The 25,882-nt window shown below is 47.5% G+C and carries 21 protein-coding genes; 2 read left to right on the top strand and 19 right to left on the bottom strand.

What is annotated here, in order from left to right:
* Positions 1 to 15: 15 nt before the first annotated feature.
* The 4 genes from folD to yfmF form a co-directional block, all read right to left on the bottom strand.
* A complete protein-coding gene (folD, locus tag J5W02_RS13105) occupies positions 16 to 873 on the bottom strand; it encodes a bifunctional methylenetetrahydrofolate dehydrogenase/methenyltetrahydrofolate cyclohydrolase FolD (protein WP_219966138.1) in 858 nt (285 codons plus the stop codon).
* Positions 874 to 888: 15 nt separating this feature from the next.
* On the bottom strand, positions 889 to 1,917 hold the full coding sequence (gene lgt / locus J5W02_RS13100; protein ID WP_219966137.1) for a prolipoprotein diacylglyceryl transferase: 1,029 nt from the start codon (positions 1,915 to 1,917) through the stop codon (positions 889 to 891).
* 91 nt (positions 1,918 to 2,008) lie between these two features.
* Positions 2,009 to 3,286 (bottom strand): EF-P 5-aminopentanol modification-associated protein YfmH, encoded by a 1,278-nt coding sequence (gene yfmH, locus J5W02_RS13095; protein ID WP_219966180.1) that lies wholly within the window; start codon positions 3,284 to 3,286, stop codon positions 2,009 to 2,011.
* 5 nt (positions 3,287 to 3,291) lie between these two features.
* Positions 3,292 to 4,575 (bottom strand): EF-P 5-aminopentanol modification-associated protein YfmF, encoded by a 1,284-nt coding sequence (gene yfmF / locus J5W02_RS13090; protein WP_219966136.1) that lies wholly within the window; start codon positions 4,573 to 4,575, stop codon positions 3,292 to 3,294.
* A gap of 205 nt (positions 4,576 to 4,780) precedes the next feature.
* Between yfmF and J5W02_RS13085 the strand changes: the two genes are divergently transcribed.
* Positions 4,781 to 5,692 carry a DMT family transporter gene (locus tag J5W02_RS13085; protein ID WP_219966135.1) on the top strand — a complete coding sequence of 304 codons (912 nt, stop codon included), beginning with the start codon at positions 4,781 to 4,783 and terminating at the stop codon, positions 5,690 to 5,692.
* A 67-nt stretch (positions 5,693 to 5,759) separates the two neighbouring features.
* Here the strand turns inward: J5W02_RS13085 and uvrA are convergent, their stop codons facing one another.
* From uvrA to pyrE, 4 genes are read right to left on the bottom strand one after another with little or no spacing between them, the layout of a single operon-like run.
* On the bottom strand, positions 5,760 to 8,579 hold the full coding sequence (gene uvrA, locus J5W02_RS13080) for an excinuclease ABC subunit UvrA (RefSeq protein ID WP_219966134.1): 2,820 nt from the start codon (positions 8,577 to 8,579) through the stop codon (positions 5,760 to 5,762).
* 35 nt (positions 8,580 to 8,614) lie between these two features.
* Positions 8,615 to 10,573 carry an excinuclease ABC subunit UvrB gene (gene uvrB, locus J5W02_RS13075; protein ID WP_219966133.1) on the bottom strand — a complete coding sequence of 653 codons (1,959 nt, stop codon included), beginning with the start codon at positions 10,571 to 10,573 and terminating at the stop codon, positions 8,615 to 8,617.
* Between the two features lie 3 nt (positions 10,574 to 10,576).
* Positions 10,577 to 11,338 (bottom strand): JAB domain-containing protein, encoded by a 762-nt coding sequence (locus J5W02_RS13070; RefSeq protein WP_255575754.1) that lies wholly within the window; start codon positions 11,336 to 11,338, stop codon positions 10,577 to 10,579.
* 24 nt (positions 11,339 to 11,362) lie between these two features.
* Complete coding sequence (gene pyrE / locus J5W02_RS13065; protein WP_219966131.1) at positions 11,363 to 11,944, bottom strand: orotate phosphoribosyltransferase; 582 nt, start codon at positions 11,942 to 11,944, stop codon at positions 11,363 to 11,365.
* Between the two features lie 179 nt (positions 11,945 to 12,123).
* Between pyrE and J5W02_RS13060 the strand changes: the two genes are divergently transcribed.
* A complete protein-coding gene (locus tag J5W02_RS13060) occupies positions 12,124 to 13,083 on the top strand; it encodes an RluA family pseudouridine synthase (RefSeq protein ID WP_219966130.1) in 960 nt (319 codons plus the stop codon).
* A 49-nt stretch (positions 13,084 to 13,132) separates the two neighbouring features.
* Here the strand turns inward: J5W02_RS13060 and hisE are convergent, their stop codons facing one another.
* From hisE to J5W02_RS13005, 11 genes are all read right to left on the bottom strand, one after another.
* Positions 13,133 to 13,459: a phosphoribosyl-ATP diphosphatase gene (gene hisE / locus J5W02_RS13055; protein ID WP_219966129.1), complete on the bottom strand. Its 327-nt coding sequence runs from the start codon at positions 13,457 to 13,459 to the stop codon at positions 13,133 to 13,135.
* Positions 13,452 to 13,808: a phosphoribosyl-AMP cyclohydrolase gene (gene hisI, locus J5W02_RS13050; protein WP_219966128.1), complete on the bottom strand. Its 357-nt coding sequence runs from the start codon at positions 13,806 to 13,808 to the stop codon at positions 13,452 to 13,454. The genes hisE and hisI overlap by 8 nt, the downstream gene beginning before the upstream one ends.
* Positions 13,795 to 14,532, bottom strand: a complete 738-nt coding sequence (hisA, locus tag J5W02_RS13045; RefSeq protein WP_219966127.1) for a 1-(5-phosphoribosyl)-5-[(5-phosphoribosylamino)methylideneamino]imidazole-4-carboxamide isomerase — start codon at positions 14,530 to 14,532, stop codon at positions 13,795 to 13,797. The genes hisI and hisA overlap by 14 nt, the downstream gene beginning before the upstream one ends.
* 22 nt (positions 14,533 to 14,554) lie before the next feature.
* Positions 14,555 to 15,130 carry an imidazoleglycerol-phosphate dehydratase HisB gene (gene hisB / locus J5W02_RS13040; RefSeq protein ID WP_219966126.1) on the bottom strand — a complete coding sequence of 192 codons (576 nt, stop codon included), beginning with the start codon at positions 15,128 to 15,130 and terminating at the stop codon, positions 14,555 to 14,557.
* 14 nt (positions 15,131 to 15,144) lie between these two features.
* Positions 15,145 to 16,200: a histidinol-phosphate transaminase gene (gene hisC / locus J5W02_RS13035; RefSeq protein WP_219966125.1), complete on the bottom strand. Its 1,056-nt coding sequence runs from the start codon at positions 16,198 to 16,200 to the stop codon at positions 15,145 to 15,147.
* A gap of 1 nt (position 16,201) precedes the next feature.
* Positions 16,202 to 17,485 carry a histidinol dehydrogenase gene (gene hisD / locus J5W02_RS13030; RefSeq protein WP_219966124.1) on the bottom strand — a complete coding sequence of 428 codons (1,284 nt, stop codon included), beginning with the start codon at positions 17,483 to 17,485 and terminating at the stop codon, positions 16,202 to 16,204.
* Entirely contained in the window at positions 17,482 to 18,120 is a 639-nt protein-coding gene (gene hisG / locus J5W02_RS13025) for an ATP phosphoribosyltransferase (protein ID WP_219966123.1), read from the bottom strand. The genes hisD and hisG overlap by 4 nt, the downstream gene beginning before the upstream one ends.
* 11 nt (positions 18,121 to 18,131) lie before the next feature.
* Positions 18,132 to 19,328 carry an ATP phosphoribosyltransferase regulatory subunit gene (gene hisZ / locus J5W02_RS13020; protein ID WP_219966122.1) on the bottom strand — a complete coding sequence of 399 codons (1,197 nt, stop codon included), beginning with the start codon at positions 19,326 to 19,328 and terminating at the stop codon, positions 18,132 to 18,134.
* Between the two features lie 77 nt (positions 19,329 to 19,405).
* Positions 19,406 to 23,746, bottom strand: a complete 4,341-nt coding sequence (locus J5W02_RS13015; RefSeq protein ID WP_219966121.1) for a PolC-type DNA polymerase III — start codon at positions 23,744 to 23,746, stop codon at positions 19,406 to 19,408.
* Between the two features lie 14 nt (positions 23,747 to 23,760).
* On the bottom strand, positions 23,761 to 24,804 hold the full coding sequence (ispG, locus tag J5W02_RS13010) for a flavodoxin-dependent (E)-4-hydroxy-3-methylbut-2-enyl-diphosphate synthase (protein WP_219966120.1): 1,044 nt from the start codon (positions 24,802 to 24,804) through the stop codon (positions 23,761 to 23,763).
* Complete coding sequence (locus J5W02_RS13005) at positions 24,804 to 25,859, bottom strand: M50 family metallopeptidase (RefSeq protein WP_255575753.1); 1,056 nt, start codon at positions 25,857 to 25,859, stop codon at positions 24,804 to 24,806. Before J5W02_RS13005 ends, ispG begins: the two co-directional genes overlap by 1 nt.
* Positions 25,860 to 25,882 lie beyond the last annotated feature (23 nt).

The raw sequence follows: 25,882 nt of genomic DNA, 5'->3' as shown, positions 1-25,882 counted from the left end.
TCCGGATTTCCGTCTTCACCGGATCATCCCATTCTGACGTTTTGCCGCGGTTACTGTATTTTTAAGGAGCATCGCAATCGTCATAGGACCTACACCGCCCGGAACCGGGGTTATGTAAGACGCAGTCTCTTCTACACCGTTAAAATCCACATCTCCGCAAAGTTTCCCGTTTTCATCGCGATCCATGCCAACGTCGATGACCACTGCGCCCGGCTTGACCATATCTGCTGTAATAAACTTCGGTTTTCCGACCGCCGCTACAAGAATATCCGCCTGTGCGCAGACTTCCTTCAGGTTTTTGGTTTTGCTGTGGCAAATAGTAACCGTCCCGTTATGATGAAGGAGCAGCATAGCCATCGGCTTGCCGACAATATTGCTGCGGCCGACAACAACGCAATTTTTGCCTTCTATTTCTATTTTTTCATGATGCAGCAATTCAATAATCCCCGCGGGAGTGCAGGGCAGGAAATGATAGTCTCCGATCATAATTCTGCCGACATTGGAAGGGTGAAAAGCGTCTACATCCTTTTCAGGATCAATGGCATCCACCACCGCCTTCTCATCAAGTCCGTCCGGCAGAGGAGACTGAACCAGGATACCGTCAATATCCATTTTGGCGTTCAGTTTCGCGACCACTCCCATGATTTCCTCCTGAGATGCGGTCGCGGGCAGCGCGTATTCTTCGGAATAAATGCCGACGTCCGCGCACGCTTTCTTTTTATTGTTTACATAGGTTCTTGAAGCGGGGTCGTCCCCCACAATCACAACGGCAAGGCCCGGCGTAACGCCAAGCTGTACCAATTTATCAACTTCCAGGGCAAGCTGTACCCGAATTTCAGCGGCAACCGCTTTTCCATCTATTAATTTCGCCATAACCTGCCTCCAAAATTATTCTTCTGTATCTTTGCTCACTGCATCTTCGGAAGATGCTCTGTCGGATATTTCCTTCTCTTCAGCGGCAGGCTCCGTCTCGACCGGTTCCTGAACGGTGTTTTCTGTTGTGTCTTCAGCAGCGCTCTGGTCAAAAATAGTGCTTGTGCCGTCGTCAATCAATTCTTCCGGTACCTCATCCACCACAGCGTTCAACGCCATCACCTTCGGTGAACCGCATCCGGCAAGAGTAGTTCTGTTGCGGAAAACAACCATTAAGGCAACACCGGTAAGTACCGTTGCCACTGCTACCACCTGTGAAACGCGAAGAGGCAGAATGGGAGTAATCAGGCTGTCTGTACGCAGCCCTTCAATAAAGAACCGGCCGACGCCGTACCAAATCAGATAGCCCAGAAAAACCTGCCCGTCATACCTTCTGAATTTGCGGCTGAAAATATGTAGCAGAACAAATCCAAGGAGGCACCACAGGGATTCATACAGGAAGCAAGGATGCACAGGGCCGTTGGCAATGGCGGAGGTGTTCTCACTGACCATGCCCCACGGCAAAGTTGTCTCGCGGCCAAACGCCTCCTGATTGACAAAGTTGCCCCAGCGGCCGATGGTCTGTCCGATTAAGAAACCGAGCGAGGCGAGATCCAGCATAGCGGGAATACTGATTTTACGCAGTTTGGCTATCAGCGCGCCGCAGAGCAGTCCGCCGATGATACCGCCGTAGATACCAAGCCCGCCTTCCCAGATATAGAGGGCGCTGATCGGGTTTCTCAGATACTGGTCACTGGTATCAAATATAACATAATAAGCTCTGGCACCGATGATTCCGCCAATAATGCCGACGATCACCGCATCAATAAGCTTATCCTGATCCATATTAAACTTCTTACAGCTTGACATCACATAAAGAAATGCAAGAAGAAAACCAACCGCAATAATTACGCCGTACCATCTGACGGTCAGCGAACCGATTGAAAACGCGATTGGATTGATTGTAAAATGAATACCTAATCCCGGAAACTGAACATTTAACATATAATCCACCATTTCTCCACGCGCAATAACAGATTAAACCCCGGCCAAAACTTCGCGTGGGATGTTTTGGCCGGAAGAATTGTGCAAATACTTATGCTTCAACCGGTCTGACAACAGAAAGGGCGCAGTACTCCGGCCGAAGCTGGAAATTGAGCCTGTTCTGTACGGACTGCAGTTCCGCCGAAGCAATTGTATCGATATAGTTAAAAAGTTCATGGCCGGTAAAGGCCAGAGACGCCATCGTGTTGGCAATATTGTCAACGCTGTTGAAGGAGGACACCATGCGGCCGTAAACCGCCTTTTTGGAGCGCTCAAAAGCCGCGGGATCAAGTCCGTGCTCACGCATGCCGGCAATTTCTTTTTTGATTTCTTCCGCGACAGCGTCCGGATCTTTGGATTCTCCTGAAAAGATAACCGATGCATAGCCCGGCCCCTCAAAATATTCATACGAAAAGGAAGACTGATTGATTAAACCGGCGTCCAGCAGTCTGCGGAACAGAGGAGACGCGTCAGAAGCCAGCATTTCTAGCAGAATTTCCGTATCCGCGATTTCCCGGGCGGACAGACGGCTTTTCCCCGCCTTTTCCTTAAACCCAAGCTGGAAGATCGGTGCGGCAACGGAAAGCCTTTGCTCCACCCTGCTCTCCACAATCCCGTCCGGCTCTCCTTCAAAAATCCTGTCAATGCCGACATCCTTTGAGGGCTTCAACATTTTGTCACAGAGTTCCAGCACTTTGTAGACATCGACATTTCCCGCTACACATAATACCATATTATTGAGATTATAGAAAGTATGGTAGCATTTATACAGCAATTCCGGTGTAATCTCCGCAATGCTTTCAACAGTTCCGGCTATATCAATTCTGACCGGATGTTTATGGTACATGGCACGCAGCAGGTTGAACATCACACGCCACTGCGGATCGTCGTCATACATTCTGATTTCCTGACCAATGATGCCCTGTTCTTTCTGGACGGTCTGTTCTGTAAAATAAGGAGATTGAACAAAGTCCAGCAGAATTTCCAATGATTCATACACCTTTTCTGAACAGGAAAACAAATAGCAGGTTTTGTCAAAGGAGGTGTAAGCGTTTGCGGACGCGCCCGTTTTCGCATATCGCGCAAAAGCGTCCCCGTCTTCGCTCTCAAACAGCTTGTGCTCCAGGTAATGGGCAATCCCGTTCGGAACGCAGTTTGGCTCGGTTTCTTCAGATGTTTTAAAACAAGTATCAATAGAACCGTACTTTGTACCAAACACAGCGTAGGTAGAACTATAGTTTTCTTTCGGATACACAAAGATTTTTAAACCGGAGGAATGGCTGATCTCAAAGTAGCGATCCCCAATCCGAGTGCTTTTAATTTCCTTCATTACGTTCATTCTTCTTCCACCCCGTTTCCGACCAAGCGATACACTGTGTCAAGAGTGATATTGTTAGCAACATCAATGATCTGCTGACGTGTAACGGAGCTAATCAGCGCCGCCGCTTCTTCCGGACGTTTGACATAATTTGCAAAAGTCTGTGACAGATACCACGCTTCAAGTCCGCCCAGGGAGTCAGACAGAGAACGGTAGTTGTTGCACATGCTTAGTTTTGCCGCATTGATTTCATCGTCACTAAAATTGCCTTTTTTTATTTCGTCCAGCTGAAAAAGGATTTCATCCTTTGCTTTTTCAATATTCTTTGTCTCAACACCGCTCTGTACCAGCATAATGCCTTTCATGGAAATATAAAGCGCGCTGCAATAGTAACAGAGGCTGAGTTTCTCGCGAACATTTAAAAACAGCTTGGAGTTGGGGGTACCGCCAAAAAGGGCGACCATCAGCTTGACCGCTTCCGCCTGCTCATCCTGCAGCGAAACCCCGGTGCGGAAACCGAGTACAAGCTTGGACTGGGCAATATCCATTTTTTCTGTGAAATCGTTGACCTGATCGGCCTTTTTCACATTGGTGGTCTGACAAGATTCGGTCGACCGCTTGCCGAGCTTTTGAAAAGCATGATAAAACCCATCAAAAACAGGCTGAGGGTCGCAGTCGCCCAAAACCATGATCTCGATTCTGGCATTTTGAATCAGATAACGCCAAACATCGGTCAGTTCCTCTCTCTCCAGGTTCTTAATATCTTCCTTGCTGCCATAACGGTTGATGCCATAGGGCTCGTTTTTACACATAATTTCTTCACAGCGCTGTCTGGCATAGGTACGTTTGTCATTGAATTCGGAGTCAATCATTTCAATGGTCTGACGCTGTTCCTGTTCAAACCCTTCCTTCGGGAAAAGACCGTCTTCAAACGGCGGGTCAAACATCACGCTGCACAGCAGTCTGGAGAGTTCAGTGGAAGTGCTCTCCCCCTTCAGGGTATATCTGTCAGCAATACCGGAAGCATACAGAGAAAGCATCTGGACATCGCCGATTTTCTGTACGTCGGCGCTTAAATCGGCTCCGTAAAGCTCCGCCAGACGTTCCCCTAATTTTGTAAAATCAGGGTATTCCCTGCTGGCGCGGCTGAGAAGGAAAGGCAGAATAGCGTTGGAAGCCACGGTCTGCTCTTTGAGGGGCAGCAAAAAATTAACGGACATGCGCACCGTTTTAAACTTGGTATCTCTGACACTTCGGAAGTTGACACCGTCGCAAACGGAGCGCTGTTCTATCTCTGTCATTCGATTATTCATCTCCATATTAAACTCAGTTAAAATCAAATTTTATTATATCACAATCCTCTGCTTTAGCAAAGAAATAATATTCTAAATTATTGATGAACATACAAAAATTGCTATTTGTTTTGGCGTTATCTGTCGCTTTTCTGTTGCGGTAAAAACGCAATAATGTTATAATATGCGGGAATATGAAAATGAGGTGTCACCATTGAAATTTAAAAACCCGGCGCTTTCTGCTGATTTAGGGTTGGTTTTTGTCACAATTATCTGGGGCAGTGCCTTTGTTGTTGTAAAAAACGCTACCAGCACCGTTCCTGCAAGCTACATTATCGCTATCCGTTTTGCCATTGCCGTTTTTCTGATGAGTATTTTCTTTTTCAAACGTCTCAGAAAAATAGACGCTCACTGTATAAAATCGGGGGCTATTCTTGGTGTTTTGCTTTTTGTATCCTATTATTTACAGACGATTGGCGTAAAATATACTACGGCCGGCAACAACGCTTTTTTAACAGCGATTTATGTCGTTGTCGTACCGTTTCTATATTGGCTGCTGCGCAGTCAAAAGCCGGACTTATACAATATTGCGGCTGCATTAATATGCATTGTAGGGATCGGTCTTTTATCACTGCACGCAGGATTTACTATGAATATTGGAGATATTCTGTCCCTTCTGTGCGGCGTTGGCTTTGCTTCCCAGATCGTAGCCACCAGTATTTTAACCGAAAAGAATGATCCTATTCTGCTGTCTTATACGCAATTTGTTGTCACAGGGTCGATCTCTCTGGTGGTTGCCCTCTGTACGGAAACATTTCCCGCCCGCCTGGGAACCGACTCCGTCCTGTCTCTTTTATACATCGGCGTGTTCAGCACCCTGATTGCTCTTGTTTTGCAGACGGTCTGCCAAAAGTATTCGCCGCCGGCCAGAGCCTCTTTGATTATGTCGCTGGAATCGCTGTTTGGGTCCATTTTCGGCATCATTTTTTTACACGAGGCACTTACTCCGAAAATTTTCGTTGGATCTTTATTGATTTTACTGTCAATTCTAATTTCAGAAACAAAGCCGTCATTCTTCAGACTGAGCCAGAAAAAAACGCAATTGCAGGAAGACATTTTAAAATAGAAACAGCTATGAAAAGAAAAAAGCCTTTCGCGCGGGACTGATGTCCTTTGCGAAAGGCTTTTTTATATTACAACAGCTTTTTCAGATATTTTCCTGTGTAGGATTCCTTCACTTTTACAATTTGTTCCGGAGTCCCCTTTGCGATGATTTCACCGCCGCCGTCTCCGCCTTCCGGGCCAAGGTCGATGATGTAGTCGGCAGTTTTAATCAAGTCCAAATTGTGTTCAATCACGACCACAGTGTTTCCGCTGTCCACCAGTTTTTGCAGCACTTCGATCAGCTTATGGACATCCGCAATATGAAGTCCGGTAGTGGGTTCGTCAAGAATATAAATCGTTCTTCCCGTAGAACGCTTGGAAAGCTCTGTGGCCAGCTTGACCCTCTGGGCTTCGCCGCCGGAAAGAGTCGTTGCCGGCTGGCCGATTTTAACATAGCCGAGCCCCACGTCTTGAAGCGTCTGCAGCTTCCGCGCAATCCGCGGGATGCTGGAAAAGAACTCCAACCCTTCTTCCACCGTCATTTCCAAAACGTCATAGATACTTTTACCCTTATACTTGATCTCCAGCGTTTCCCGGTTATAGCGTTTGCCTTTACAGACATCGCAGGGAACGTAAACGTCCGGAAGAAAATGCATTTCAATTTTGATAATTCCGTCGCCCTGGCAGGCTTCGCACCTTCCGCCCTTTACATTGAATGAAAAACGGCCGGAATTAAAGCCGCGCAGCTTTGCTTCCTGAGTAGACGCATACAACTCGCGAATATCCGTAAAAACGCCGGTATAGGTTGCCGGGTTGGAACGAGGAGTTCTTCCGATGGGCGACTGATTGATTTCAATCACCTTGTCCAGCTCTGATAAGCCCTTAATTTCTTTAAAAGCTCCTGGGCGTGACTTTGCGCCGTTCAGTTCCGCGGCAAGGTATTTATATAAGATTTCATTAATCAAAGAGGATTTTCCCGAACCGGATACTCCGGTAATACAGACAAACTCTCCAAGCGGAATATCCACGTTCACATTTTTCAGATTGTTCTGCGACGCGCCGATAATTTTCAGCTTTTTCCCGTTGCCTTTGCGGCGCTGCGCGGGAACCTCCACCTTTTTGACGCCGCTCAAATACTGTCCGGTGATGGATTCCGCGCACTTGACAATATCTTCTACTTTCCCATTGAACACGACATTGCCACCGTGAATACCCGCGCCCGGGCCGATATCAACAATATGGTCGGCGGCACGCATGGTGTCTTCATCATGCTCAACAACAATGACAGTGTTGCCAAGATCCCGCAGACGTTTCAACGTGGCGAGCAGCTTATCATTGTCGCGCTGATGCAAACCGATGCTCGGTTCATCAAGAATGTAAAGAACCCCCATCAGTGACGAGCCAATTTGTGTGGCAAGACGGATTCGCTGGCTTTCTCCGCCCGAAAGAGTACCGGAGGAGCGGGAAAGAGTCAGATATTCCAGCCCTACGCTCTGAAGAAATCCAAGGCGGCTTCTGATTTCCTTTAAGATTGCGCTGGCGATCATAGAATCTCGCTCGGAGAGCTCCAGATGATTGATAAAATCCAGTGCCTGAGTGACCGATTTGTCACAAAAATCACTGATATTAATCCCGCCAACGGTTACAGCCAAACTGATTGGAGAAAGACGCTTGCCGTTGCAGGCGTCGCAGGGAATCGCACTCATATAGGACTCGATTTCCTCTTTAATCCAGTTGCTCTGCGTTTCGCGGAAGCGCCGCTCAAGGTTGTTGATGATCCCCTCAAATTCGGTTTTGTAAATCCCGCTTCCGTATTCGTTGCTGCGTTCAATCTGTATTTTTTCTCCTTTTGTTCCGTAAAGGAGAATATCGATAATATCCGGCGGGAGTTTGCCAATCGGCGTATCTAAAGAAAAATGATAGCGTTTGGAGAGCGCTGTCATATACATGGATGCAATCGTACTTCCTTCCATTGCCCATCCGCTGGCTTTCAGGCCGCCTTTGCTGATGGAAAGGGACTTATCCGGGATAATAAGGTCGGGATCAATTTTCATAAAGACTCCCAGTCCCGTACATTTGGGGCACGCGCCGAACGGATTGTTAAAGGAAAACATGCGCGGGGTCAGTTCTTCTACGCTGATTCCGTGTTCCGGGCAGGCGTAATTCTGAGAGAAAGTGATGTCTTCTCCCCCAGCAACATTAATCACAATAATTCCGCCGGAAAGCGAAGAAGCCGTCTCAATGGAATCGGACAGCCGGGAGTGAATGGAGGGGTGGATGACCAGCCTGTCCACGATGATCTCGATCGTATGTTTCTTATTTTTTTCGAGTTGAATGGTTTCTGACAGATCATAGAGGTTGCCGTCCACGCGTACACGGACAAAACCGCTCTTGCGGGCGGCTTCAAATTCTTTGGTGTGTTCTCCCTTGCGCCCGCGTACTACGGGAGCAAGCACCTGAATTTTCGTACCCTCCTTCAGATTGAGGATACGGTCAACAATCTGGTCAATAGTCTGCTGCTTGATTTCCCGTCCGCAGATCGGGCAGTGCGGAACTCCAATTCTGGCGTACAGCAAACGAAGATAATCGTATATTTCCGTTACCGTTCCAACTGTGGAGCGCGGATTTTTTGAAGTGGTTTTCTGATCGATAGAAATAGCCGGGGAGAGCCCCTCGATGTAATCCACATCCGGCTTTTCCATCTGTCCAAGAAACTGGCGTGCGTAGGAAGACAGAGATTCCACATAACGGCGCTGGCCTTCCGCATAGATGGTGTCGAATGCGAGAGAAGACTTTCCGGAGCCGGAAAGTCCCGTGAAAACAATCAGTTTGTCTCTGGGAATTTCAATATCGATATTTTTCAGGTTGTGTTCTCTTGCACCTTTGACAAAAATGTTCTTTGCTGTCATTGATAATAATTTCCTCCATATTGATTCGCCGGCTATTATTCACCGTTCAGTTGTTTGATCTTGTCACGCAGATAGGCAGCATGTTCAAATTCAAGCAGCTTCGCTGCCGCTTTCATTTCCTTTGTGAGCTGTTCGATCATTTGCCTTCTTTCGATCGGGCTTAGACGTTTCTGTTTCTTGCCCTTTTCGTCGTCTTTATGCGAAGAGATTTCCAAAATGTCGGAAACCTTTTTTATAATCGTTTTCGGGGTAATCCCATGTTCCCTGTTATACTCGGTCTGAATAGAACGGCGGCGTTCCGTTTCGCGGATAGCCGATTCCATGGACGGCGTGACCGTATCGGCATACATAATGACCTGTCCTTTCGCATTTCGCGCAGCACGGCCGATCGTCTGAATCAGCGAACGTTCGGAACGCAGGAATCCTTCTTTGTCCGCATCCAGTATGGCTACCAGCGAAACCTCCGGAATATCCAGTCCTTCACGCAGCAGGTTGATGCCCACCAGCACGTCGAATTCTCCCAGACGTAAGTCCCGAAGGATTTCCATCCTTTCCACGGTATCAATATCGTGATGCATGTATCGGACACGGATGCCCATTCCTTCCAGATAAGAAGTCAGGTCTTCCGCCATTTTCTTGGTCAGGGTAGTAATGAGTACACGCTCTCCGTCGGCAGTCCTCAGATTAATTTCAGAGATCAGATCATCAATCTGCCCATCCGTCGGCTTCACTATAATTTCCGGGTCAACCAGTCCGGTCGGACGGATCACCTGCTCCACAACTTGAGCCGACTTATCTTTTTCCAGGTCGCCCGGCGTTGCACTGACGAAGATAGCCTGGTTTACATGGCTGTAAAACTCATCAAAATTCAGTGGCCGATTGTCAAACGAAGATGGAAGTCGGAACCCGAAATCAACCAGTGACTGTTTTCTGGCCCGGTCACCCGCGTACATGGAACGTACCTGCGGCAGAGTCACATGGGACTCGTCCACAAACAGCAAAAAGTCCTTAGGAAAATAGTCCAAAAGGGTGAACGGCGAACTGCCGGGTTCGCGCCCCGACAAAACACGCGAATAGTTTTCAATGCCCTTGCAAAATCCGATTTCTGCAAGCATTTCCATATCGTACCGAGTACGCTCCTGAATTCTCTGCGCCTCAATCAGTTTGTCGTTGGCTTTGAAAAACGCAACCCGCTCTTCCATTTCGCGCTCAAGCTCATTGATGGCACGCTGCATTTTTTCGCGCGGGACAATGTAATGGGAAGCCGGATAAATGGCAACGTGCTTTAATACAGCCTTGAGCTCACCGGTAAGTGCGTTAATTTCGCTGATTCTATCTATTTCGTCCCCAAAAAACTCCACGCGAACCACCGTGTCGTTCGACTGAGCAGGAAATATTTCCACCACGTCGCCTCGCACCCGGAATTTATTACGGATAAAATTAATGTCATTGCGCTCATATTGAATTTCAACCAGTTTTCTCAATAGATCGTCGCGGCTTTTCTGCATCCCCGGACGCAGAGAAATAACCATCGTACGGTAATCAATCGGGTCACCTAAGCTGTAAATGCAGGATACGCTGGCAACGATAATGACGTCCCGGCGTTCAGAAAGAGCCGACGTAGCAGAATGGCGAAGCTTGTCTATTTCATCGTTTATCGCAGAATCCTTTTCAATATAGGTGTCCGTTGTTGCAATATAAGCCTCCGGTTGATAATAATCATAATAAGACACAAAATACTCCACCGCGTTTTCCGGAAAGAATTCCCGGAACTCGGAGCAAAGCTGCGCGGCAAGCGTTTTATTGTGAGCAAGAACCAAAGTGGGACGGTTCATCTGCGCAATCACGTTTGCCATTGTAAAGGTTTTTCCGGAGCCGGTTACACCAAGCAACGTCTGCTCCCGATATTCGCTCTGCAATCCCTCTACAAGCTGATGAATTGCCTTTGGCTGATCGCCCTTCGGCTGATATTGCGAAACTAATTTAAAATCCATATTTTACTCCGTATCAAATCCGACATCAAAAATTTCCGGCATTATCCCACTCTTCGCAATGGAAAAATAGTCGTTTCCACTCACGATAATATGGTCGATAAGCTTTATTTCCACGATGTTAAGTGCTTCATATACCCATTGGGTGGAACTTATGTCCTGTTTCGACGGCATACAATCGCCGCTTGGATGGTTGTGCGACAGAATCGCATAAACTGCGTTGTACTGCACTGCCAGCTTCACGATTTTCTTAATATAAATATTGGCGGTGGTAACGGTTCCTTCATTGACCACGCCGCAGTAAATCATCCGGTTTTTGCTGTCAAGAAGCATCAGAACGATGACTTCGTCGGAACGGCCGATAAATTTGTGAATCAAATGCCTGCCTGCTTCATTATAACTGAAAATTACATTTTTGTCTTTGTCCAAATTTTCCTGGTAACGGCGACAAATTTCAGGGATGAGCTTAATCAGTGTTGCGGCTGATTTTCCCACTCCCTCCACTTTTATCAATTCTTCATAAGGTGCATCAAAAACTCCGGATAATGATCCGAATTTCTGCAGCAGAGCGTGACCGATGGGGTTCGTATCCTTTAAAGGAATTCCATAAAAAAGGAGCAGTTCCAAAACCGCATGAGGTTCAAAGTTTTCAAGTCCATCTTTTAAAAATCTGTTTTTAATACGATCCCTGTGGCCACTGTGTACAGGCTGGGCTGCGTTTTTTATTTTCTGGGGCTGTTCCTTAAACTGTGCTTTATTTTGCTTCAACGCAGCCTCATCTCCCATCCTCTTTTAGATTTTTCTGCTACCAGGTTTGACGGGTGCCGGAGCACCGGACTTACACAAAGGACACTCTTCCGGTTCCCAGGATTCCACATCCACAGAGATGACCGCCTTAAAGGGAACACCGAAATCAATCTTTCCGCCTGTACGGTCAACAATGGAACCGACTCCAACGACATTTCCACCGGCTTCTTTGACCAGTTCAATTACTTCGCGAACCGAGCCGCCGGTAGTCACTACATCCTCTACGACAAGTACCCTGTCCCCGGGATTCACGGCAAAACCACGCCGCAGAACCATTTTACCGTCTTCCCCGCGCTCTGTGAAAAAGTTTTCGCATTGAAGCGCGCGGCTGACTTCGTAAGCCATCTGCACCGCTCCCATCGCGGGTCCGATGACGATTTGGACGTTGTCATGACAATACTGTTCCGCAAGAGCCGCGCAAAGCTCCTCGCTGTACCTTGTATTGCGGAAAATCTTGGCGCATTGGAGATACTTGTTGCTGTGTCTGCCGGATGTCAATTTAAAATGCCCCTCCAGCAAAACCCCAGCCTCTTTCAATATCTCCATTACTCTTTGCTGTGTTATCATATTCCGTTCTCCTTCGTGCATATTTCATATTATTATATACTAAAAAAACTCTTTTGAAAAGTATTTCCGACTGTTGCTGAACCTCAAACCATGATATAATCTTAGAATAGCGGAATTCCCTGTCGATTCTGCTTTTGTTTATAGACAGCAAGATGTATAAAGAGGAGCGACCTTTCCATATGAAAGAAATTATCATAGGCGCAAACGATGCCGGACAAAGGCTGGACAAGTTTCTCACGAAATCCTTTAACAACCTTCCCCAATCCATGATGTACAAAAGTATTCGGAAAAAAGATATCAAAATAAACGGCAAACGGTGTGAAATTTCCACCCGGCTAAACGCAGGCGACGTCCTTACCATGTACCTGAAGGACGAATTCTTTCAGCAGGAGCAAAAAGAATACGACTTTCTAAAAGCGCCGAACAAGCTCACGGTCATTTATGAGGACGAAAACATCATGATTTTGGATAAAAAACCGGGGCTGATCGTACACCCGGATGAAAATTACCATTTTGATTCGCTGATTGCCCGTGTGCAGCATTATTTATATAAAAAAGAGGAATACGTCCCGGAAAACGAAAATTCATTTGCTCCGGCCCTGATTAACCGAATTGACCGCAATACCGGAGGCATCGTCATGGCTGCGAAAAACGCAGAAACGCTCCGTATTATGAACGAAAAAGTAAAACTGCGCGAAATGCAGAAGCTTTATCTTTGTATTGTTCACGGAAAAATGGAGAAAAAAGAAGCTGTGCTGGAAGGTTTCCTGGAAAAAAACGAAAGCCAGAACCGTGTTTATATTTCTCACAGGCCTACCGCCGATACAAAATCCATCAAAACACGCTACCGTGTTTTAGAAGAACGCGGGAATTTCAGCCTGCTTGAGGTAGAGCTTTTGACTGGACGCACTCATCAAATCCGCGCGCACCTTGCTTCCATCGGCCACCCGCTTGCGGGGGACGGAAAATACGGTACCAATGCGATTAATAAGCAAACCGGGTTTCCGTATCAGGCGCTTTACTCCTATAAGCTCAAATTTACGTTTGACATGGATGCCGGAATTCTGAATTACCTGAACGGCTCGGAATATGAAGCAAAGGATATTTGGTTTTTAAAGGATTTCCACAGCTGGTCATAAACCCGCAGCTCTGTTTGCTGAAAAAGCCGGCGCGTTTGCGCCGGCTTTTTCAGCTGTTTTTATCCACTTGATGAAAGATTTTCAGGTTTCCCGTTTTTTCGCTTCGTTTATCCAGTTCCGCCTGAACCTCTTCCAGAGAAATCCCTTCATTGACCATTAGAACCGTGAGATGATAGAGAAGATCGGATATTTCAAGTACGGTTTCGGAATTACTGTGGTTCTTTGCGGCGATAATGACTTCGCTGCACTCTTCCCCGCATTTTTTTAAAATCTTATCCAGCCCTTTCTCAAACAGATAGCAGGTATAGGACCCTTCTGTGTAAGTTTCTTTTCGGTTTTGTACGGTTTTATAAAGCTCCTGCCAGGTATCAAGCATCGTTATCCCTCCAAATCTCATTAAAAAAGCAGCTGTGTGCTCCCGTGTGACAGGCAGCGCCCGTCTGTTTGACAACAACCAAGAGGGTGTCATCGTCGCAGTCACCGTGAATACTTACGACTTTCTGCAAATGTCCGGAAGTCGCGCCCTTGTTCCAAAGCTCCTGACGGGAACGGCTGTAAAACCAGGTATATCCTGTCTCCAATGTTTTCGTCATGGATTCCCGGTTCATATAGGCCAGCATTAAAACCTCGTTTGTTCCGTATTCCTGAACGATTGCCGGAAGCAAATCGGATTTCTGAAAGAATCGGTCTATAAAGGCATTTCCCTTTACATCAACACGTTTCATCTGCTTTTTCCTTTCCGCAAAGTGCAATTGCCGCTTCCAAATCCAGCGCACCGGTATACAGAGCTTTCCCACAAATTGCCCCATAGAGCTTCAAATCCAGTAAATCCGCAATATCTTTGAGATTGCTGACTCCTCCGCTCGCAATAATGTTACAGGATACCGCATGATTCAGCTGGTCCAACATTTTCAGATTTGGTCCGGTCAAAGTTCCGTCGCGCGAAATGTCTGTAAAGATAATGTTCTTTACACCATACTGTTCCATCTGCGCCGCAAGCTCAAGATAATCAATGCTTGAAGTTTCTGTCCAACCCTGTGCGGCAACCTTGCCGTTTAAGGCATCGACCCCCACCGCAATGCGTTCTCCGTATTCCCTAATGGAATCCTTAACCAGTTGCGGGTCGTTCAGCGCCGAGGAACCCAGAATCACCCTGGAAATACCATGGGAAAGATAGAAATCGATCGTTTCCATGCTCCTGATTCCGCCGCCGATTTCTATTTTCATTCCGGTGTTGTGCAATACATTGAAAATAATATCCGAATTGACAGGCTGGGCTGCTTTTGCGCCGTTTAAATCGACGATATGCAGCCATTGAGCGCCCGCGGCTTCAAAGGTTTTGGCAGTGGACACTGCGTTCTCCGCCACTTTATGTGCCGTATTGTAATCGCCCTTTACCAGGCGCACGCATTCGCCGTCCTTGATATCGATTGCAGGCAAAATAATCATAGCCCGTCTCCTACTCGTAAAATTACAAAGAACCCTTTGTTGAGAGTATCCCTGCGGAAGTTTTCATAACTGCCAGCCGCATGGCGTGAGCGACCGCCTTAAATATTCCTTCTATTTCATGGTGTGCGTTTTTCCCGTATTCAATGCGAGTGTGCAGAGTGATTCCCGCGTTGAACGCAAACGCGCGCAGAAATTCTTCCGTCAGGCAGGTGTCAAATTCCCCCACCCTCTCCTGCTCAAATTCAGCCTGAAAAACAAGGTAGGGTCTTCCGCTGATGTCAACAGAAGCAAAGGCAAGCGCTTCGTCCATAGGTACAAAAAATGAACCGAATCGGGCAATCCCGGACTTATCGCCCAATGCTTCAGCAAAAGCTTTTCCCAATACGATGCCTACGTCCTCGACCGTGTGGTGGCCGTCAACCGTAAGATCTCCGACCGCCTCTACAGTAAGCCCAAATCCCCCGTGTACGGCAAAAGCGTTGAGCATATGGTCAAAAAAACCGATTCCGGTTGAAATGCTCACTTCGCCGCCGTCAAGTGAAAGCGAAACAGCAATATCCGTTTCCTTGGTTTTGCGTTTTTGTACCGACGTCCTCATTTTTCCGCCTCCTTTTATCCCTGCATAATGGTTTCAAAAACCTTGATAAATTCTTTGTTTTCTTCCATCGTACCCGCCGTTACCCGTAAAAAATCGCCCATAAAGCGAACGGCAATACCGGACTTGAGTAAAGCGAGAAAAATTTCCTCCGCCTGCGCAATCTGAATAAACACAAAATTTGCCGCAGTGGGATACACATGCATTCTTTCCCTGTTCTTTGCTTCTATGCGCATCATTTCCGAGTACAGCATACTTCTGGAAAAAACGATTTCTTCAATACCGGAGTGAATTAACTCCTGTTCACTTAAAATGAGAGACCCGATTTTTTGGGTGAGGGAATTGACATTATACGGAGATTTGACCGCTTTCAGCGCATTTGTCAGCGTTGGATTGGCTACGGCAAATCCCAGCCGGATCCCGGCCATGCCAAAAGCCTTGGAGCAGGTTCTCAGAATCATCAGATTATCATATTGTTCCACTTCGTCCAGCAGGGACTGATCCCAAAAGTCCATATACGCTTCATCAAGCACCACCAGCGCTTTTACCGACGTAATCAGCCGGCGGACTTCTTCTTTTTGCAGACCCAGAGAAGTCGGATTGCACGGATTGGAAAACAGGATCAGCTTCACGTCATTGGCACGAGCAAGTTCGATCATCTTATCCACATCAATCGTCAGATCGGGATTTTTAGCATAAACAATACTTTTTGCCTCTACTATGGAAGCATAAAAACGGTACATGGAAAAGTCCGGAGAAACCGTCAGTATTGTGTCACCCTTCATTAAAAAAGCATTACAGATGACAGAAATCAGTTCGTCGGAGCCGTTTCCGGCTGTAACGTGGGCAGCATTGACATGGTAAAATTCCGCAAAGCTTTTACAAAGCTCTGATGCCAGTGGATCCGGATACCGGTTATAAGCGGTAAACGCCGCGGATTCCATAATCTTCAGCGCAATCCGGTTTGGAATAGGCAAAAAGGATTCGTTAGCATCCAGACGAATCGGATACGTTCCGGTAATCGGGTCATACGGACGCAGATCCCTGATTTTTTCATTTAACTGGTAAGCCATTTCAGCGCCTCACTTTAATCGAATTCGCGTGAGCGGTCAAACCCTCGGTTTCGGCGAGCTGAATAATATCCTTCTGCGCCGATTTCAGCGCGCTTTCCGTATAATAAATAAAGCTGGATTTCTTAATAAAGCTGTCCACCGAAAGCGGAGAGAAAAAGCGTGCTGTGCCACTGGTGGGCAAAACATGGTTGGGACCCGCAAAATAGTCCCCTAACGGTTCCGGTGAATAGTTGCCAAGAAAAACAGAACCTGCATTATCAATTTTCCCAATATATTCCATTGGATTTGCGGCGCAAACCTCAAGATGTTCCGGTGCCAGCTCATTCGAAAATGCGACGGCCTCTTCCATACTTTCGCAGACAACAATTGCGCCGAACCGGTCGAGTGACCGGGCAATAATCTCTTTGCGTGAGAGTCCGGGCATCTGCCGGTCTATCTGAGCAACCGTCTGCTCCGCAATTTCTTCCGACGTGGTCAGCAAAATGGCGGAGGCAAGCACATCATGTTCTGCCTGAGACATTAAATCAGCTGCCAGAAATTCCGGTTTAGCGGTTTCATCGGCGATAATCAGAATTTCGCTGGGACCGGCAATCATATCAATATCGACCGTGCCGTATAGCTGCTTTTTTGCGGTGGCTACATAAATATTTCCCGGGCCAACGATTTTATCAACCTTGGGAATGGTTTCGGTTCCGAACGCGAGCGCCGCGACAGCCTGCGCTCCGCCGACCAGAAAAACACGGTCGACTCCGGCGGTCAAAGCAGCCGCCATAATGTCCGGGTTGGGTTTCCCGTCCTTTCCGGGGGGCGTAACCATAATAATTTCCTGCACTCCGGCAATCTTGGCGGGAATGGCGTTCATCAGGACGGACGAGGGGTAAGCCGCCGTTCCGCCCGGCACATAAATACCGACTTTTGACAGGCCGCGAATGCGCTGCCCCATCATCACTCCGTCTTCATCGGTATTGAACCAGCTTTGCTGTTTCTGACGGGAGTGGAAATCTTTGATGTTTTCTGCCGCTCTGCTAAGGGCAGATAAAAAATCCGGTTCGCACTGACTTAGAAACCCTTTCATTTCCCCTGAGGAAATTTCCGTCTGATCCGGTAAAGCACCGTCGAACTTCAGGGTATAGTCGCGAACCGCAGTATCGCCGCCAAGGCGAACATTTTCAATGATTTCAGAGACAGCCGTTTCAACCTGCCGGTTCGACTCCTCATTTCTCAGCTTCAGCTGGCGGATAAAATCACGGCCGAAGCTGCCCCCCTTTTTAACAAGCTGTATCATTCCGTTCCCTCCTTTGCCCTGTCCATCCGTTCCGCCAGACTTTCGATCTCCGCCTTTCGGATTTTCAGGCTTGCAGCGTTGACAATCAGTCTAGCGGAAATATTGCAGATACTCTCAATCACTTCCAAACCGTTTTCCTTTAAGGTGGAGCCAGTTTCAACAATATCTACAATTGCGTCGGAAAGTCCAAGCAGCGGCGCCAGTTCTACGGAACCTTCTATTTTTATGATTCTGACATCCATACCTTTGTTTTCAAAGTAATTTCTGGCCACATTCGGGTACTTTGTCGCAATGGTTTTAGAAGAATATCCGCTAAAAAATTCTTTGTTCTTCGGACCGGCAAGCGCAAATTTGCATTTGCCAAAGCCAAGATCCAGCACTTCATAAAAACCGCTGCCATGCTCCAGTATGGTGTCTTTCCCAACAACACCCAGATCACATACACCATGTTCTACATAGGTGATGACATCGGCAGCCTTGGCAAGAACCACCTCAAACTGGTTGTCTCCCACGGGCAGGATCAGTTTGCGTCCTTTATTTTTGACGGCAGAACAGTCAAAGCCTATTTTTTCAAAAAGTGCAACCGTATCTTTTTCAAGTCTTCCCTTTGTAAGGGCAATTCTAAGAGACTTCATGATTACCAACCTTATGTCAGATTTATGGTCTGAATACGATTTCCAACACAGTCGAAACGCCTGATTCCGCGTGTTTTGGCGTATCCCATAGCTTCTTCTTTGGTATCAAAAATACTGTTTTCGCATTTCAGTCCTTTTTCAATTAACGTGGAAGCGTAGTCTAGAGCTTCCATTTCAAAACCGGCCTCTCCGTGCACCAGAACATCCGCCGGTAAAACAGTGCAGTTTTTACCCCGTTCCAACATAATTTTAGAAATCGCATCCACATTCATGGCAAATCCGATCGCCGGCATCGGAAAGTCAAAATATCCCAGCAAGCGGTCATACCTTCCGCCGAGCAGCACAGCGTCGCCGCAGTTCTCTACATAAGCACTGAAAACGATATTGGTGTAATAGTCGTTGCGCTGTACCAGGCCCAAGTCGACAATCATTTTATCGTCCAGTCCCCGGCCGCTCAGGGAGCGGTAGAGCTCATGCAGATACTCCAGCATCCCGCCGGACTTTTCATCGGAACAAAACTCTTCCGCACGCGCAAAAACCTCTTCGCCACCGAAAAGACGCGGAAGGGTTCGCATCGCCGTTACCTGCTTCGATTCCTCAAGACCGTCAAGGATTCCATTTAAAGCCGCATAATTTTTCGATTCTATGGCGCTGCGAATATCTTCACGCTGGTCATCCGTAATTGGCAGCTGCTCAGCCAATGCACGGAAGAGCCCGGCGTGGCCCAGCTCAAATCGAAAATCGGGAACGCATTTCCCCAGAGCTTCAATCGCCGTTACAATTACCTCAAGGTCCGCCCGCATCCCGTCTGCCCCTAAAAGCTCAATTCCGGTCTGGACGGTTTCGTCGCTGCGGCCCGTCAAAGCGGGATTGCTGCGGTAGATGGGCTGAGTATAAAAAAGTCTAATTGGCTTCGGTAACCCCTGCAGTCTTGTCGCGGCCAGGCGGGCAATCGGCATTGTGGAGTCCGGCCTCATCACAATCAGTCTTCCGCGGTGATCGGACATTTTATACATGACCTCTTGGCCAATGCCGGAAAAATTCGGGTCAAACACATCATAAAACTCCAACCCGGGAGTAACTACTTCATTAAATCCCCGGCAAGAAAAGACATCTTTGAGCGTTTTCTCCACATTTCTGCGAACCAGGCATTCTTCAAAAAGCAGATCCTTAGTTCCTTCCGGGGTTACTTTGTTATACTTTTTCATTGAATGTGCTCCTATAGACTTTCAGTCAAACACTTTAGTATGCTAATATAATAGCATACTAAAGCACACTTTGTCAACTAAAATAATGTCATCTGGCTGCTTTGCGGCAGTCCCGCAAGCGCTCCGGCCTCCGCCAGAGTTTCAATGACGGATTTTGAAACCTTTGAGCGGGTTTGAAGATCATCTACGGAAATAAAGACGCCTTTTTCTTTTGCGGCAGCCAGACTGTTCGCCGCCGCTTCCCCTACACCCGACAGGGAAGAAAACGGAAGCCTGATTTTTCCATCCTCCACCAAATATTTCTTTGCGTCGGATTTATAAAGGTCAACCGGAAGGACTTCAATTCCCCGGGCAAGCATCTCGTTGATGATCTGAAAAGTGGAATAGGCCGCTTCTTCCTTGGCGCTTGCTTCCTTGCCTTTCATACTGATCTCATTCATACGGCGGCGGACTGCTTCTCTTCCCTTAATGACAGTGGCACCGTCAAAATCTTCTCCGCGTACGGTAAAATAGGCGGCATAATATTCGACCGGTGTATGCACCTTATACCACCCTAGCCGGAGCGTGGAAATCATGTATGCGGCTGCGTGAGCCTTGGGGAACATATACTTGATCTTCATACAGGAATCAATATACCATTGAGGTACATTATGATCCTTCATTGCCTTAATATGTTCTTCCGTTAAAAGTTTTGTGGCTTTGCCTTTACGGGTAATCTCCATGATTTTAAAAGCCATTTTCGGCTCCAGTCCTTTGAGCAGCAGATAGGTCATAATGCTGTCTCTGGTTCCGATTACCTCCGCAATTGTGCAGGTCTTATTTTTAATCAGATCCTGCGCGTTGCCAAGCCAGACATCCGTACCGTGTGACAGGCCGGAAACCTGTAAAAGATCGGAAAAGGTTTTGGGCTGGGAATCAATCAGCATTTGCCGTACAAAGCTGGTACCGACTTCCGGCAGGGAAAAAGTCCCGGTCTGTGAGTCGATATCCTCCGGCTTTACATGGAGCGCCTCCGTGGAGGTAAACAGCGACATGACATCGGGGTCGCTCATGGACACCTTCATAACCGGTATTCCGGTATAATCTTCCAGATATCGATATATGGTAGGAACATCGTGTCCAAGCTCGTCCAGCTTACAGATGGTGTCATGGATGGAATGGAAGTCGAAGTGAGTGGTGATATTGTCCGATTTCTGGTCATTCGCCGGGTGCTGTACCGGGCAGAAATCGTAAATTTCCATGCCTTTCGGCACAACCACCATACCGCCAGGATGCTGGCCGGTCGTTCGTTTAATACCCGTACAGCCGACCGCCAGACGCTGCTCCTCGGCGCGGTGCATCACTACGCCTCTCTCTTCCGCATATTTCTTTACGAAACCCACCGCGGTTTTATCCGCAACAGTGGCAATGGTCCCGGCTTTAAAAACGTTGTCCTTTCCAAACAGTGTTTCTGTGTAGCGGTGAGCGCTGGTCTGATATTCTCCGGAAAAGTTCAGGTCGATATCCGGCGTTTTGTCGCCGTCGAATCCAAGAAAGGTTTCAAACGGAATCGTATGTCCGTCACGATTGTAATCCGTACCGCAGACGGGGCATTTCTTGGGAGGAAGATCAAATCCGCTGCCATAGCTGCCGTCGGTAATAAATTCACTATGTTTACAGTTGGGGCATACATAATGCGGTTCCAACGGATTTACTTCCGAAATCCCCGACATGTTTGCAACAAAGGATGACCCAACGGAACCACGGGAGCCAACAAGATACCCGTGAGCTTCCGAGTCCGCAACCAGCTTCTGCGCGGTCATATACAGAATAGAGAAACCATGCTTTGTAATGGAGCCAAGCTCACGGTCAAGACGTTTTTTCACAATATCCGGCAGTGGGTCACCGTATACTTCTTTGGCTCTTGCCCATGTGATGCTGGTCAGCTGCTCCTCTGCTCCCTCAATAAACGGAGGGAAAGTTCCTTCGGGGATCGGGCGGATTTCCTCCGTCATCTCAGCGATCAGATTCGTATTTTTCACCACGACTTCATATGCCTTTTCCTTGCCGAGATAAGAGAATTCCTCCAGCATTTCCGCGGTAGTACGCATGTAGAGCGGAGCCTGCTCATCAGTATCCTTATATCCCTGACCGGCCATCAGAATTTTCCGGTAATCCCCGTCCTTCGGGTCCCTGAAGTGAACGTCACACGTTGCTACTACGGGTTTGTTGAGATGTTCGCCAAGCTTTACGATAGTACGGTTAAATTCACGCAATTTTTCCTCATCGGGTACCAGACCCTCCCGAACCATAAAGCGATTGTTTCCAATAGGCTGAATTTCAAGATAGTCATAGAAATTCGCAATTTCACAGAGTGTTTCCCACGGCTGAGCATTGAAAATAGCTCTGTAAAGTTCTCCAGCTTCACAGGCACTGCCAATAATCAATCCGTCCCTGTACTTCATCAACTCACTTTTGGGAATGCGGGGATTTCTGTAAAAATAGTCCAGATGGGATTTGGAAATAAGTCTGTATAGGTTTTTCAGGCCAATCTTGTTTTTCACCAGAATGATCTGATGGTAGGATTTCATTTTCTTAGGGTCGCCGCCGGCCAGCGAAGAGTTGATATCCATCACGCTCTTTGCTGCGGTATCCTCTTTCAATCGGGTTAACAGTGCCATAAAGATCTTACCGAGCACAGTGGCGTCATCACTTGCGCGGTGATGGTTAAAGGGAGCAAGCTTTAAATATTTTGCGACGGTATCCAGCTTGCAGTTCTTAATATCTTTCAGCATGGAGCGGCACATGGGAACCGTATCTATGTAAGGGTAAGAAAAATCCATCCCGTTTCGCTGTGCTGCAATGCGGATGAAAGAGGTATCAAATTCGGCGTTATGGGCAATCAGAACGGCGTCCTTACCACAAAATTCATAAAATGCCTGAATAGCTTCCTTTTCCAACGGCGCGTCTTTTACCATGTCGTCCGTAATTCCTGTAAGCTCTGTTATTTTTACCGGAATCGGGATTTGCGGATTGACAAAGGTATCAAAGCTCTCTACAATTTCGCCGTTTTTAATCCTTACCGCACCGATTTCCGTAATTTTATCCTTGTTCGGGCTAAGTCCTGTCGTTTCAATATCAAAAGAAATGAATTCATCGTCCAGAGATTTAACGGATTCCCCCTTTACAGCCTGTACCAGATCATTGACAAAATAGGCTTCCACCCCATAAATGACCTTAATATCCATATCCTTCTTTTTCAGATCAAGAGCCGTGTTCATGGCATCAGGAAAAGCCTGTGCCACACCGTGGTCAGTAATGGCAATGGCACTCTGTCCCCACTCTGCCGCACGTTTAATCAGGTCGCTTGCGGAGTTTACTCCATCCATGCTCGACATGTTGGTATGTAAATGCAATTCCACCCGCTTGACATCAGCCTTATCCGTTACTTTCATCTGCTGAACCGTGCTGATGCTCTTTGCACGAAGGACGATTTCATGATCGTATTTATCGTACTCCACATCCCCGCGGGCGATAATCGACATTCCTTTAGACAGCGTGTCCAGCGCTTTACACTGTGGGACCATTTCTATGATTTTCAGCGTCATGGAACTTGTGTAGTCCGTGATATTAATGGTAATGATCTTTCGCTGCTGATCTCTCGTAATTTTTTCTTCTATCTGAAAAATCTCGCCCCAAATCGTTACGCTGCCAATGTCCGGGGTCACCTTGCTGATGGGAACCGGCTTTGCTTTGGGAGCGTGTCCGTACAGCTCGCGAACCGTTTCCGGAATCATACAGGGAAGCAGTGTCTCGCCCGAGCGCACTTGAATCGTTTTGGGCGTTTTCACATGGTTGAGATTGGTCTCGTAGGCTTCCACCTGCTCAACAATCGCTTCGCGCTTCAGTGTTTCCTGCTGTTTCTTTTTCTTCTCAATATAAACCGGATTCTCACTGTCCACGGTCAACAATCCATCAAATTCCACTGTCAGACTGATTCCGAATTCTTCATGAATCATCTTGGAAATTAAACGGTCAATGTGGCGGGATACCAGCAAATCCCTGCCGCCGTGTGTCAGAGAAATTATCAGCTTCCCGTTTTCCACCCGTGCGGAGGAATCGGTAAGGGTACCGTTTATGCTGGCTTCCCGGCGTTTCAGCTCCATCACCAGGCTGGGGTAGTAGTCAACACTGAATGTTTCGGACGGGAAAGACGGCAGAATACAGGCTTTTGCAAGCTTCAGCTCTTTGCAAGCCACAATCCGTTTTTCCACATCATAAAGCACGCGGCGTTCCACCAAAGATGGAAACGCCACGTCAGCAGTAATCATTCTGTTATTGGTATCGATCTGTAACGATGAAATACTTCCGTTGCACACAGGAGGCGGCAGCTGTGAAGCTTCTATATATGCGCTAAAAAATTCTCCAAAAGTCTTCAATGGAATTCCGTCCTTTACATCTGGTCTATCTCCTGCATTAAGCAGTCCAAAAGCTGATCTTCCGGCACTTTACGGATAATTTGGCCTTTTTTGAAAATCAGACCTACCCCGTCGCCTCCGGCGATGCCGATATCGGCCTCACGGGCTTCTCCAGGGCCGTTAACCGCGCAGCCCATGACAGCGACCTTAATATTTTTTTTGCACCCTGCAAGGCGCTGCTCGGCCTCGTTTGCAATACCGATTAAGTCGATCCGTGTTCTGCCGCAGGTCGGACAGGAAATAAACTGAACGCCTTCGGTGTTCAGATCAAGCGCCCGCAAAATATCAAATCCGGCGGCTACCTCTTTTACCGGGTCGGCAGTCAGGGAAACACGGATGGTATCCCCTATTCCGCGCTGTAAAAGAGAGCCGATTCCAATAGCCGACTTAATCAGGCCCATCCGTTCGGTTCCGGCCTCTGTCACACCCAGATGCAGCGGGTAGTCGCAGCTTTGCGCAGCCAGTTCATAGGCCTGAATCATCCTGTTTACGTCCGAAGATTTAATGGACAGTACAATATCATGAAAATCGAATTTTTCCAGTAAGGATGCGTGGTACAGGGCGCTTTCCACAAGTGCCTGCGGTGTTGGGCTGCCATATTTCGCAAGGATTTCCTTCTCCAGAGAGCCGGAATTAACGCCGATGCGAATCGGGATGTTTTTTCTGCGGCAAGCATCTGCAACCGCCTTTACATGGTCGTCGGAACCGATGTTGCCGGGATTGATTCTGATTTTGTCAATTCCCGCTTCAACTGCTTCCAGCGCCAGACGGTAATCAAAATGAATATCCGCTACCAGTGGTATCTGTACGGCGTTTTTAATTGACGGTATCAGCCGAATTGCGTCCATGTTCGGAATGGCGGCACGGATGATGTCACATCCGGCTTTCTCCAGTTCCACTGCCTGATGAACACTGCCTTCCACATCCGTGGAGGGCACATTGAGCATGGATTGAACAGATATTTTTGAACCGCCGCCAATGGGCAGCTTTCCCGCATAAACCGTCCTTGATTTTCGCATTAAGAACCCAACCCCTTGCCGGTAATCAACCGGAGAATATCATTAAAAGTAATGATCACCATGAGACCCATTAACAGGCAGAACCCTGCTGTATTGACCCAACCCTCGTATTTCGGATTGATCGGTTTACGGAAGATTGCTTCCACAATCAGGAACAGAAGTCTGCCCCCATCCAGCGCCGGGAGTGGAAGCAGATTCACCACGCCAAGGTTTACGGTAATGACCATCATCATCATCAGAATATTGTTGAGTGCAGCGACAAAATTCTGCTGCAAGCCAATGGAAGCCGCCTGCCCGATCGCGTTGGCTGCGCCGACAGGGCCCGCAACATCATTGAATCCGAACTTGCCCGTGACCAGTCCTACCAGGCTGTACCATACCATGCGCACAGTTGAAACCGTGTCCTGAACGGATTTAACGATCAGGGTACCCGGATTTTTTTCTATCGGCTGCACATAAAAATCAAGTGCCAGAATTTTCTTGCCATCTGATTCCTTTGTGTTGAACTTTATATCATCAAAAGTCAGCAGCTTGCCGCCGCGGGAAACCTGAATATCCGTCTTCATTGGATCCGCCATAGCAAGCGCAAAGCTCAAATCGCGGTCTCCGTTTACTTTATATCCGTTAATACTTTTAAAAACATCGCCAACTTGCAGACCCGCGGACTGCAGAGCGGAATGATCGGTAAATTTCGAAATGGTTGTGGAAGAAAAAGCGGGCTGTTGGCATAAAAGAACCATCATAATGACTAACCCAAGAATGACGTTCATGACAGCGCCCATCACCACGACCAGCATCCGTTTCCAGACCGGCCTATTGTTGAATGCACGATCGTCCGGGCTGTCCTCATCTTCCCCCTCCATTGCGCAAAATCCGCCGATTGGAAATGCGCGCAAAGAATAGTCTGTTTCCCCTTTTGTAAAATGAAACAGTCTGGGACCCATACCGATGGCAAATTCATTTACACGAACTCCGGAAAGCTTCGCCATAAAAAAATGACCGAATTCGTGGATAAAAATAATAAAGCTAAATAGAAGAATTGCAATAATTATCAAAATTGCTTTCGTAATATAATCAC

Origin of the sequence: Caproiciproducens faecalis (assembly GCF_019448085.1) — a bacterium.
GTDB classification, from domain to species: Bacteria; Bacillota; Clostridia; order Oscillospirales; family Acutalibacteraceae; genus Caproiciproducens; species Caproiciproducens faecalis.
This window is presented reverse-complemented; position numbering and strand designations above follow the sequence as displayed.

Excerpts from the sequence above, each read along its gene's own strand:
- folD (WP_219966138.1), bottom strand. The coding sequence starts at position 873 with ATGGCGAAATTAATAGATGGAAAAGCGGTTGCCGCTGAAATTCGGGTA.
- lgt (WP_219966137.1), bottom strand. The coding sequence starts at position 1,917 with ATGTTAAATGTTCAGTTTCCGGGATTAGGTATTCATTTTACAATCAAT.
- yfmH (WP_219966180.1), bottom strand. The coding sequence starts at position 3,286 with ATGAAGGAAATTAAAAGCACTCGGATTGGGGATCGCTACTTTGAGATC.
- yfmF (WP_219966136.1), bottom strand. The coding sequence starts at position 4,575 with ATGACAGAGATAGAACAGCGCTCCGTTTGCGACGGTGTCAACTTCCGA.
- uvrA (WP_219966134.1), bottom strand. The coding sequence starts at position 8,579 with ATGACAGCAAAGAACATTTTTGTCAAAGGTGCAAGAGAACACAACCTG.
- uvrB (WP_219966133.1), bottom strand. The coding sequence starts at position 10,573 with ATGGATTTTAAATTAGTTTCGCAATATCAGCCGAAGGGCGATCAGCCA.
- pyrE (WP_219966131.1), bottom strand. The coding sequence starts at position 11,944 with ATGATAACACAGCAAAGAGTAATGGAGATATTGAAAGAGGCTGGGGTT.
- J5W02_RS13060 (WP_219966130.1), top strand. The coding sequence starts at position 12,124 with ATGAAAGAAATTATCATAGGCGCAAACGATGCCGGACAAAGGCTGGAC.
- hisE (WP_219966129.1), bottom strand. The coding sequence starts at position 13,459 with ATGCTTGATACCTGGCAGGAGCTTTATAAAACCGTACAAAACCGAAAA.
- hisI (WP_219966128.1), bottom strand. The coding sequence starts at position 13,808 with ATGAAACGTGTTGATGTAAAGGGAAATGCCTTTATAGACCGATTCTTT.
- hisA (WP_219966127.1), bottom strand. The coding sequence starts at position 14,532 with ATGATTATTTTGCCTGCAATCGATATCAAGGACGGCGAATGCGTGCGC.
- hisB (WP_219966126.1), bottom strand. The coding sequence starts at position 15,130 with ATGAGGACGTCGGTACAAAAACGCAAAACCAAGGAAACGGATATTGCT.
- hisC (WP_219966125.1), bottom strand. The coding sequence starts at position 16,200 with ATGGCTTACCAGTTAAATGAAAAAATCAGGGATCTGCGTCCGTATGAC.
- hisD (WP_219966124.1), bottom strand. The coding sequence starts at position 17,485 with ATGATACAGCTTGTTAAAAAGGGGGGCAGCTTCGGCCGTGATTTTATC.
- hisG (WP_219966123.1), bottom strand. The coding sequence starts at position 18,120 with ATGAAGTCTCTTAGAATTGCCCTTACAAAGGGAAGACTTGAAAAAGAT.
- hisZ (WP_219966122.1), bottom strand. The coding sequence starts at position 19,328 with ATGAAAAAGTATAACAAAGTAACCCCGGAAGGAACTAAGGATCTGCTT.
- ispG (WP_219966120.1), bottom strand. The coding sequence starts at position 24,804 with ATGCGAAAATCAAGGACGGTTTATGCGGGAAAGCTGCCCATTGGCGGC.